This window comes from Faecalicoccus sp., assembly GCF_036552745.1.
Classification (GTDB): Bacteria; Bacillota_I; Bacilli_A; order Erysipelotrichales; family Erysipelotrichaceae; genus Faecalicoccus.
In genome coordinates this window covers 1-11,390 of sequence record NZ_JAXKBY010000042.1, presented here as the reverse complement: position 1 = coordinate 11,390, position 11,390 = coordinate 1, and the positions used below count along the sequence as shown (strand labels likewise).

Genomic DNA, 11,390 nt, shown 5'->3' with positions numbered 1-11,390 from the left:
CGCATAGCACGTCCTTCAACCAGTTTTGGTAAGAAGGCCTGAATACCCAAACGGTGCAATGTCGGCGCACGGTTCATCAATACTGGATAGCCATCGATAACCTTTTCTACGACATCCCACATCTTAGGATCACGACGTTCAATCAGTTTTTCGGCATTTTTCGGGTTGGCTGCCAATCCCTGATTTACGATTTCATTGATGATGAATGGCTTAAACAGGTTGACTGCCATTTCACGTGGAATACCACATTGATACATCTTCAGATCCGGTCCTACAGCGATAACACTTCGTCCGGAGAAGTCAACACGTTTTCCTAACAGGTTTTGACGGAAACGTCCCTGTTTACCCTTCAAAGAATGAGACAGAGATTTCAAGGCACGTCCACCGGCACCGGTAATCGGTTTGGAACGACGTCCGTTATCGATCAGCGCATCCACTGCTTCCTGTAACATACGTTTTTCGTTTTGGACGATAATGTTTGGTGTTCCTAAATCTAACAACTTACGCAGACGGTTGTTTCGCGTAATGACACGACGATATAAATCGTTTAGATCGCTGGTTGCGAAACGTCCACCATCCAGCTGCAGCATAGGACGCAGATCCGGTGGTATAACCGGAATATTGGTCAGAATCATCCATTCCGGTTCGTTTTCACTTTGACGGAACGCATTGATCGTATCCAAACGTTTGATCAACTTTTTACGTTTTTCTCCCTGGGCTTTATCCAAAGCTTCCTGTACGTTCTGATATTCTTCTTCCAGATCAACATCCTGCAACAAACGAAGTACGGCTTCGGCTCCGGTCTGTGCCGTAAAAGCCTGACTTCCGTAAATCGCGATATTTTCACGATATTCTCTTTCCGAAAGAATCTGTTTATAAGCTAAATCCGTATCCTTTGGATCGGTTACGATATAGCTGACAAAATATACCACTTCTTCCAGCTGTTTTGGTGTCACATCCAACAACAAAGCCATACGGCTGGGGATTCCACGCAAGTACCAGATATGAGCCACAGGTGCTGCCAAATGAATGTGTCCCATACGTTCACGACGAACGCTGGCCTTTGTGATTTCTACCCCACAACGGTCGCAGACAACACCCTTAAAGCGCACTTTTTTATATTTCCCACAGGCACATTCCCAGTCCTTGGTTGGACCGAAAATGCGCTCACAGTATAAACCGTCACGCTCTGCTTTTTGTGAACGGTAGTTAATAGTTTCCGGTTTTGTGACTTCACCATGTGACCACTTTAAAATGGTTTCCGGTGAAGCTAAACGTACCTGAATTGAGGCAAAATTATTGATTGACATGTATTACTCAGCCTCCTCTTCTTCTATTTCATCGGTATTTTCTTCTTCCATATCGTTGACAAGTTCTTCTTTTGGAAGCGGTTGATGTGCTACTGGCACATCATCGTCATCATCCGGATTTAAATCGACTTCATTGTTGTTTTCATCCAACAGACGAACATCGATAGCCAAACCTTGCAGCTCGTGTACCAATACACGGAAGGATTCAGGTACACCCGGTTCCGGAATATCCTTACCTTTGATGATGGCTTCATATGTCTTGATACGTCCCTGAATATCATCGGATTTGATCGTTAAGATTTCCTGCAGCGTATGAGCGGCACCATAAGCTTCCAAAGCCCAAACTTCCATCTCTCCAAAACGCTGACCACCGTTCTGTGCCTTACCACCTAACGGCTGCTGTGTTACTAATGAGTATGGTCCTGTTGCACGGGCATGCAGCTTATCGTCAACCATGTGTGCCAGCTTGATCATATACATGACACCGACACTGATTCGTTCATCAAATGGCTGACCGGTCTGTCCATCGTACAATACCTGTTTCCCATCGCTGGTCATCTGTGCTTCTTTCATGATGTCGGCCAATTCTTCATTGGATACACCATCGAATACCGGTGTGGCAAATTTTACGCCTAATTTCTTAGCAGCATAACCCAGATGGATTTCCAGGATCTGTCCGATATTCATACGAGAAGGTACACCAAATGGGTTCAAGATGATATCAATTGGTGTTCCATCAGCCGTAAACGGCATATCCTCGATTGGAAGGATCTTGGAGATTACACCTTTGTTTCCATGGCGTCCGGACATTTTATCCCCTTCGGAGATCTTACGTTTCTGAACGATATAGACTTTAACACGCATGTTAACTCCCGGTGGAAGCTCCGATCCATCACCACGTTTAAAGACACGGATCGAATGTACGATACCGGCTCCACCATGTGGTACCTTTAAGGAATTGTCACGAACTTCACGTGATTTTTCACCGAAGATCGCCAATAACAGTTTTTCTTCCGGTGATACTTCACTCTGTCCTTTTGGCGTTACCTTACCAACTAAGATATCGCCTTCTTTTACTTCGGCACCGACCATGATAATTCCGTTTTCATCCAGTTTACGAACTGCACTTTCACCCACGTTTGGAATATCACGAGTGATTTCTTCCGGACCTAACTTTGTATCACGGCAGTCAATATCATATTCTTCAATATGAATGGATGTATAGACATCATCACTGACCATACGTTCAGACATGATGATGGCATCCTCATAGTTATAACCATACCAAGTCATGTAGGCAATAGTTACGTTTTGTCCTAAGGCCAACTCACCGTTTTCCATAGAAGGACCGTCGGCTAAAATATCGCCTTTTTCTACTTTTTCACCAACTTCTACGATGGGACGCTGGTTGATGCAGGTAGAAGCATTACTGCGGGCAAATTTACGCAGCTGATACGTATGTTCTTTATGGTCTTCCGTTTCTACAACGATACGAAGACTATCAACATACTTGATTGTTCCATCTTCCTTGGCCACGATACCGACACCGGAGTCTTTGGCAATCTTATGTTCGATTCCGGTTCCGACATATGGTGAATGTGGCTGCAACAAAGGTACGGCCTGACGCTGCATGTTGGCACCCATCAGGGCACGGGAAGCATCGTCATTTTCCAGGAATGGAATACAAGCTGTTGCTACCGATACGATCTGTTTTGGACTAACGTCCGCCAATTCTACATCTTCACGATTGGCAATGATCGTTTCCCCACCTTTACGCACAACGACATGTCCATTGATCAAACGACCATCACGAACCTCGTTGGCCTGGGCAATCAGGTAATCACTTTCTTCATCGGCACTTAAATACACCGCTTCTTCCTGTACGGTACCATCTTTATTAACAATACGATATGGTGTCTGGATGAAACCATATTCGTTGATCTTGGCATACGATGTCAGGTTGGAAATCAAACCAATGTTTGGACCTTCCGGGGTTTCGATTGGACAAATACGACCATAGTGAGAAGTATGAACATCTCGAACCTCGAAACCGGCACGATCACGTGTCAAACCACCAGGTCCTAAGGCAGAAATACGACGTTTGTTTGTCAATTCAGCCAATGGGTTCTGCTGGTCCATGAACTGAGAGAGCTGTGAACTCGAGAAGAATTCTTTGATGGCCGCTGTTAACGGACGAATGTTTGTCAGCTTTCTTGGTGTCAGGTTTTCCAATTCCTGAATGGACATACGCTCTTTGACAACACGTTCCATACGAGATAGACCGATACGGAACTGGTTTTGGATCAGTTCACCAACCGAACGAATACGACGGTTTCCCAACATATCGATATCATCGGTTGAGCCTACACCTTCCATAACATTCATATTATAAGAGAAGAAGGCATACATATCAGACATTGTGATCGTATGTTTATTGGCTAACGGATCATTTCCGCAGATTTTGATCTCATCGCCTTCTTTATCAATGACATAGACTTCCTGTACACAGGCACCGATCAACCATGCGGTGATTTCTTCCTGGTTGGCACGAATACGCAGTGCCTTAACAACATCCTCTTCCAGAGCATCCGGTTCTACCCCTACGGTATAGCGTGGTGCTACTAATTCCATCTGCGCATCTACAATGTCCTGTCCTTTGGCATTGGTCAAACGACCCAAAGCATATAAACGCTGTCCGTAGTTAAATACAGATTCACTGTTTTCAGCTGTCAAAACAACCGGGCGAGCAATCAATCCACCGTAAACGGCAATTTCTTCCACTTCCTGCAGTTCTTTAACATCCTGTGCTGTCAATACAGTTCCCTGTTCGTAATATACGCCATCCACTTCTACATCTTTTGCCAGGATTCGTCCGATCAAGCCACTGTTATAGCTTGTTGGAACGCTGACGATGTCTTCTTCATGGAATTCAGAACGGAACGGATAAGGCGTGCAATATGGTCCTTTGGCAAGCTGTTCACGTAGTGCATTTCGCTGGTCACGGTGAATGACAGTACCCTTTTCCATAAACACATTGCCATCAACATCCACGATATCATGTGCAAGCGTTGTACCATCCATTCTGGCAATCGCATTCAATTTTTTACGCAGCTTATAACGTCCGGCTTTTGTCAGATCATAACGACGATGATCAAAGAACTTCGCCTGCATCAACGTAATGGAACCATTTAACGTAGGAATTTCATCACTTCTCTGGTTTTCATAGAAAGACAATAAAGCTTCCTGTGTCGTCTTCACTTTGTCATTCAACAACGTGTTTTCAATTTCTTCATATTTTCCAAAGAACGCCGTATATAACAACAAATACAAGTTCATGTATTCACGATTTTCCGGATCGGTTGCGACTTCATCCCAGTTTCTTCCCATGGCCTTTAAGAAGATTTCCATCTGTGTCGTATCCGTTGTATTTTCGTTCACTTCCAGATTCAAAGACATACCGATTGCTTTAAAAAGGATCGTAAATAAAATCTTACGGCGACGGTCGATCGATACATTGATCGTTCTTCCGTTTGAAGTCTTCTTTTGTTCGGTCATGAATTCCAGCCAAGTTCCACGACTTGGAATCAATTCACAGGCATAGTTCTGTTTTCCGGTCTTTTCATCATAGCTTTCTGAGAAATAAGCCCCCGGGCTACGCACGATCTGCGAAACGATAACACGTTCCGCTCCATTGATGATAAATGTTCCGGTTTCCGTCATTAACGGGAAGTCACCTAAATAAACTTCTTCGTTTTTCGTAACGACTTCTCCGGTATTCGGATCGGTAATTTCCAGTTCCATTTCCGCATACAAAGGTGCCGCATAATTGCACTCTCTGTACATGGATTCTTCCGCATTATATTTTGGCTGTGCAAAATGATAGCGAAGAAAGTTCAACTTGATATTTTTTCCGTAGTTTTCAATCGGATAAATTTCTTCAAATACTTCCTGAATCCCCTGTCTGGTAAACCATTTAAATGAATTGGTCTGAATCTCAACAAGGTTTGGTAATTCCAGTTTTCCACTTACTTTGGAATAATCTCGACGTGTTGCTTTTTTGCCACATTCGAGGATGTGATACGCTTTGTTTGTGTCCATGCATGCCATCCTTTCGTTGATTTTTGTCTTGCGTTGTAGCCTAAGGCGCACTACCCCCTTAGACTATTATGCAATTTATTATATTAGCTTATAGAATGCAAACTGTCAATTCTATATTAACACATTTTCTTGACAAATTTTAAAAAATGTTCTTTCCCCGAAAAAATCGGCCTTTTTCCATACTTTCCTTAAAATTGTTTACGCACCATAGCTGAATAATTCGCATACTCACAAAAACCATAGCGTGTGTAAAAGCTTTTTGTGGATGGATCGGAAGAAATCACTTTTATATAGAGCAGCTCATCAAAAAAGCTTAAAATCTGTTTCATCATCTGATCCGCAATATGCATTCCCTGATATTCGGGATCGACTAAAAGATAATGAAGAAACGCAACGGTTTGACCATCATCTAAAGCACGTACTAGTCCCACCAGTCGATCTTGATCCCATGCTGAAATCACATGTGTCGAGTTTCGCATTGCTTTTACCAGCTTTTCAGGATACTTGCCCGACTCCCAGTTTACAGACAAAAACAATCTTTGCAGCTGCGATGCGCTAAATTCCTTTGTATCCTTATATTCAATAAGCATTTTTTTCTCTCACTTTCTCTGTATCCAAAAATAAAGAAAAAGATCTCATCACAAGATCTTTATTCCATTTCTAATACATGTTCGAACAAAAAACGTCCTAATGCACTTTCATCATTTGTATATTCACTGACCACATTGGCAGCTGCTTTGGCCCCATCCGATCCATTTTTCATGCAGACACCCATGCCTACCTTTTCTAACATCTGAATATCATTGGCTTCATCGCCAAAGGCCACACAGTTTTCCAGATTCACACCAAAGTGCTTGCACAGCTTTTGAATTCCATACCCTTTATTAATAGCCGGATCACAATACTCAAATAAGTTATTGGCCGTATTAAAACCAACACAGTCTTCTCGTTTAAACTTTTTAGAACGCTCTAAAACTTTAGGCATATAGTCCGGATCACAATAAATGATCAGCTTATTGACCGTTCGATCCTTTAAAAAGCTTTCCAGATCGATTTCAATTTCGGTTTCACCAAACAACTTCGCATGTGCCCTTGTTTCCGGAGTGGATTTACTGGTATAGCGAATATCCCCAACCAACACATGAAAAATGACATCCATATCCTGATAAAAATGTATGATATCCAGTATGATCTCTCCATCCAATAAATGATATTCTTCTTTGGTACGACGACGTATATCATAGATCACACCGCCATTCATCCCCATGATAAAGCTGACACTGTCCGCAATCTTCCATTGTTCAAGCATCGCATGCACAGTTTCTACCGGACGTCCGGAAGCGATACCGAATAAGATTCCCTGATGTTTTAAAGCGCTAATGGCCTTTCGATTAAGATCGGATACTTCCTTTTGACTGTTCAAAAAAGTTCCATCTAGATCAGTTGCCACTAAAGTCACTGTATTCTTCATACGTTCTCTCCTTTAATTATTTCATTTCCAAAGCTTGCTCGTTCTTTCTTCGCTGTCGATCGATCTCGATCCATTCATCCAATGTCATAGGCTGATAATCGGAATACATGCAGAAACAATTGATAAATTGACATGGTACGTGTTCCATACTCCCTGCAATACTGCGATGCATCTGCTTTTGGACAAAGTTTTGATACGCATCCAGGTACATTTGATCCTGCGTTTTATGAATATGACCATGCAGCATAAACGTTTTGGGATTGCCGCTTTCATCTTTTCTATATTGTCCATTGTAACAGGCAATCGGATAATGACAAAGAACGACCTTTCGTTTATTTTCATTCAATTCCGCATAGTCTTTGATCCATAAAAAGCGGGAGGCATCAAAGTCCTTATCGTTTAAAAAGCGGTCATGGTTTCCCTTGATCAAGTACAGACGGCCATGAAGCTGCTTCAAAACTTCCTGGGTTTCATCGGCCTTTCCCCAACTGAAATCACCTAATATGACAACTTCATCATTTTTCCGCACTTTCGCATTCCACCGCTCAATCATATAAGCGTTCATCGCCTCCACCGATTCAAAACCTCTTTGATCCATATGTTCATTTAATGCACGATGAAAGAAATGACAGTCCGCAATATAATAGCGCATGATCTCACCTCCCTTATGAAAAAAAGCGGTCAAGCCGCTTTACTCTACTGTACATGTATAACCAGAAGCTTCCTGACTTTTACGAGTCTGTTTTAACGAGATATGCTCGCTATCCCTTTCTCCTTCCTGTAAAAGACCGGCTTCTACAAGTTCTTTGTCATTGGCAATTTCATAATTTACACGCAATGTGATCTCTACATGATCTTCTACTATCTTTCCGGTTGCCTCAACACCTTTCAGGTCATATAAAGACTGTAGCGACTGATTGATCTTATCTTGAATGCTTTGTGCATCCAGATCCTCTCGTATTCCCAGATCCGCAAAAGACATCGTAAATACCTGTGTCATATTTTGAATCTGATCTCCTTTTGCCTCAAACGTTAATGTATCGTTTTTATCACTGGTACATGTCATTGTGGCCGGCGTCTTATCTTCTTTCTGTTCTTTTTGTGTACGGCTATTATCCGTATTAAAATCACTTAATCTGGCACACCCGCTAAGCAATGCCACCGATACCAGGATCATCCCCAATTTTTTCATTTCATCAGCCCCTTAACGCCTACAGTGTATCATAAGCCTTTTTTAGATTTCAAGATATCAAAAAGACGGATCAAGCCTTCTTTAAATTGATCTGGATCTTGCCCCAGACCTAAACGCATAAAGCCTTCCTGATCAAAACAAGCGCCGGGCACAAAAAAGATGCCGTGCTCTTTTAATAAATATTGCGCTGTTTTTACGCTGTCTTTCATCCCTTTGATCTCTAAAAAACATACAGTTCCGTTTTCGGGAATCACACAATCAAATAAATCTTGATCTTTTAACCATTCTTTTAAAAAGGACCGATTTTGATCCAGGATCGCATTTGTTCTATGCAGAATCGATTCTTTGTTTTCTAAAGCCGCTGCACCTAAGGCATCTAATAAAGGACCCGTTGAGATCATCGTATAATCTCTTCGACTGTTGATCTTAGTGATCAGATCCTGTTCGGCCTTGATCCATCCTAAACGAAGCCCCGCAAGACCATACATCTTGCTTAAAGAAGATGTGCTGATTCCTCTTTGATACAGATCACTGATGCTTGGCAAACGATTTGGATCCCGATAGACTTCATCGCATAAAATATAGATTCCTCTTTGATCACAAACCTTGATCAATTCTTCTAAAAAAGGAAGTTGAAATTGTGTACCGGTGGGATTATTCGGATTATTTAAAATGATCAATTTTGTATGATCCTGGATCGCATCCAAAAATTCCTGCAGATTAGGCTGCCACAGACTTTCCGGACGAAGCTGAATCGTAGAAACTGTACACCCTAAAGATTGGGGATAACTGACAAACTGCTGATATCCCGGAACACAGGCAATCACATGATCCTGTGGCTCTAAAAGGGTTTCCATCACAAGCACATTGGCCTCCAGACAACCGTTGGTGGTGGTAATATTTTCTACACTTCCGGTTTTATACAAAGATAAAATCTGTTGCCGAAATGCCAAACTTCCCTGAATCTCTCCATAATCCAGAACCAGTTTGGATACATCTGTCTTTACCATTTGTAAGAGTTGTTCCATAGAAAAAGAAGAAGCACAAGTGTCCGTCAAATTGTACTTAGCTTGTCCTTCATTCTCATTCATCCATTGTTCAACTTTAAAATCTGCCAGTTTCATTCGTAGAATACCTTACTTAAGAAATCTTTAGCACGATCGGATTGTGGATTGGAGAAAAACTCTTCACTTGGTGAATCTTCCACAATCTCGCCATGATCTAAGAATACAACACGACTTCCCACCTTGCGGGCAAAGCCCATTTCGTGTGTGACCACGATCATCGTCATTCCTTGTTTTCCTAAATCTTTCATAACTTCCAGCACTTCCTTGATCATCTCCGGATCCAGAGCACTGGTTGGTTCATCAAACAACATCATTTCCGGATTCATACATAAAGCACGGGCAATTGCCACACGCTGTTTTTGTCCCCCGGAAAGATTGTTGGGATAGGCATCTTTCTTGTCGGCCAGTCCAACTCTTTCCAAATACGTCAAGGATGTTTTTTCCGCTTCTTCCTTAGAACGGTTCAATACTTGAATTTGTGCCAGATTACAGTTTTCCAAAACGGTCATATTGGGAAACAAATTAAAGTGCTGGAACACAAAGCCCATTTTATTGCGCTGTTGACGATATTTCTTTTCATCCTTGGGATCCATCAATTCCCCATTCATATAAATTTTTCCCTGATCTACTTTTTCAAGACCATGAACGCATCGCAACAATGTACTCTTGCCGGAACCGGAAGGGCCGATCAAAGATACGATTTCTCCCTGATTGACTTCCAGCGATACATCTTTTAGCGCATGCAGTTGTCCGAAATTCTTGCGAATATGTTCTACTTTAATCACTGACAGCCAACCTCTTTTCTACACGTTTTCCAATATAAGAAATACTGATCGTCATTACTAAATAGAAGATCGCCGCTAAAAAATAAGGCGACATTACTTCATAGTATTCAGCACCTACGATCTGCGCACTCTTTAATAACTCAATAGCACCAATGGTACTTGTCAGAGAGCTGTCTTTGATCAAAGTGACAAACTCACTGATGATCGGTGGAACGATCAACTTAAAGGCTTGCGGTAATACGACAAAACGCATAGTCTGCCATGAACTTAATCCTAAGGTTTCACAGGCTTCCCATTGTCCTTTATCCACACCGTTGATCCCACTTCGAATCAATTCCGTTGAATACGCACCGGAGTTAATACTCATGGCAATGATACCAATTAAATACACATTGATTCGCAATACTTCGCCGGTAATGGCGGTATAGATCGAAGGAATCACCGAGAAGATGATCAAAATCTGTAACAACATTGGTGTTCCTCGAATCACTTCTACATAAAAGTTACCGATCGCACGCAATACGATATATTTAGAACGCTTGGCACTGGCTCCCAAAACACCGAGTATCAAACCAATAAATAGGGATAGTATGGCCATCCCTAATGATACTAACGCTCCTTTCGCAAAGTATAGCGCCGTCTCCAGTGTAAATACCTGCTCAAAGGCTGAAAACATACTATCCCTCTTCTTTCATTTATTCTACTGCCGTAAGACCGTATTCTTCACACATCTTGGCATAATCATCACTGGCGATGAACGCTTCGATGCATTTATTGATCAAATCGATCATATCTGTGTTGCCTTCTTTGGCAATGATGTAGTTCTTTTCATCCATCAAGACACCATCTAACACAGTAAAGTTTTCACTTTCGGCATAGCTCTTGGCGACACCAGAGTCGATAACAGCCGCATCATACTGATTAGCGCTCAAGGCATTCATGATATCCTGTACGTTTTTCAAACCTGTTACTTCTCCACCGGCATCCTTGGCAGCCTGTTCTCCGGTTGCCCCGGTTTGTGCCGCAATTGATTTTCCGGCCAGCTGATCGATGGAAGTAATATCAGAACCTGCCGGTACAACGGCTACCTGTGCAGAACCAAGATACGGCTCGCTCCATTCTACTTTTCTGTCTTCATCATAAGTGAATCCGGAAATTCCCAAGTCGATCTGATCACCCTGAATCTGTGTAACGATGTTATCGAAGTCCATCTGCTTAAACTCGAACTTATACGAAGTTTCTTCATTTTCATTCAAGTAGTTTTCAAACCAGTCAACCATGTCGATATCAAACCCTACCATCTCATTCTCTGTATTCAGACTTTCATAAGGTTCATAATCTGGTGAAATACCAATTGTGATCGTTTTTGTATCTTTGTCTTCTGTAGCCGGTTCACTGTTTGAACATCCAACCATTGTGGCAGCCATAGCAGCTGCTAATCCCATTTTTAATAATTTGCTCATATGT

Annotated in this window: 9 protein-coding genes and 1 pseudogene; all 10 read right to left on the bottom strand. The window is 42.1% G+C overall.

Features of this window, described 5'->3' with window-relative positions:
* A pseudogene (locus U0M88_RS02195) lies at positions 1–1,310 on the bottom strand (DNA-directed RNA polymerase subunit beta'); the annotation flags it as partial.
* Positions 1,311–1,313: 3 nt separating this feature from the next.
* Positions 1,314–5,408, bottom strand: a complete 4,095-nt coding sequence (gene rpoB, locus U0M88_RS02190) for a DNA-directed RNA polymerase subunit beta (RefSeq protein WP_331868759.1) — start codon at positions 5,406–5,408, stop codon at positions 1,314–1,316.
* Positions 5,409–5,596: 188 nt separating this feature from the next.
* Positions 5,597–5,998: a GNAT family N-acetyltransferase gene (locus U0M88_RS02185; RefSeq protein ID WP_331868758.1), complete on the bottom strand. Its 402-nt coding sequence runs from the start codon at positions 5,996–5,998 to the stop codon at positions 5,597–5,599.
* 59 nt (positions 5,999–6,057) lie between these two features.
* On the bottom strand, positions 6,058–6,879 hold the full coding sequence (locus U0M88_RS02180) for a Cof-type HAD-IIB family hydrolase (protein ID WP_168964654.1): 822 nt from the start codon (positions 6,877–6,879) through the stop codon (positions 6,058–6,060).
* A 16-nt stretch (positions 6,880–6,895) separates the two neighbouring features.
* A complete protein-coding gene (locus U0M88_RS02175) occupies positions 6,896–7,531 on the bottom strand; it encodes a metallophosphoesterase family protein (protein ID WP_168964655.1) in 636 nt (211 codons plus the stop codon).
* A 39-nt stretch (positions 7,532–7,570) separates the two neighbouring features.
* Positions 7,571–8,071: a DUF1307 domain-containing protein gene (locus tag U0M88_RS02170; protein ID WP_168964656.1), complete on the bottom strand. Its 501-nt coding sequence runs from the start codon at positions 8,069–8,071 to the stop codon at positions 7,571–7,573.
* A gap of 29 nt (positions 8,072–8,100) precedes the next feature.
* On the bottom strand, positions 8,101–9,195 hold the full coding sequence (locus tag U0M88_RS02165; protein WP_272006321.1) for an aminotransferase class I/II-fold pyridoxal phosphate-dependent enzyme: 1,095 nt from the start codon (positions 9,193–9,195) through the stop codon (positions 8,101–8,103).
* Positions 9,192–9,923: an amino acid ABC transporter ATP-binding protein gene (locus U0M88_RS02160; RefSeq protein WP_195222402.1), complete on the bottom strand. Its 732-nt coding sequence runs from the start codon at positions 9,921–9,923 to the stop codon at positions 9,192–9,194. The genes U0M88_RS02165 and U0M88_RS02160 overlap by 4 nt, the downstream gene beginning before the upstream one ends.
* Positions 9,916–10,599 (bottom strand): amino acid ABC transporter permease, encoded by a 684-nt coding sequence (locus U0M88_RS02155; RefSeq protein ID WP_022789489.1) that lies wholly within the window; start codon positions 10,597–10,599, stop codon positions 9,916–9,918. Before U0M88_RS02155 ends, U0M88_RS02160 begins: the two co-directional genes overlap by 8 nt.
* Before the next feature lie 19 nt (positions 10,600–10,618).
* On the bottom strand, positions 10,619–11,390 hold a 772-nt coding region (locus tag U0M88_RS02150; protein ID WP_331868757.1), incomplete at its 5' end, for a substrate-binding periplasmic protein.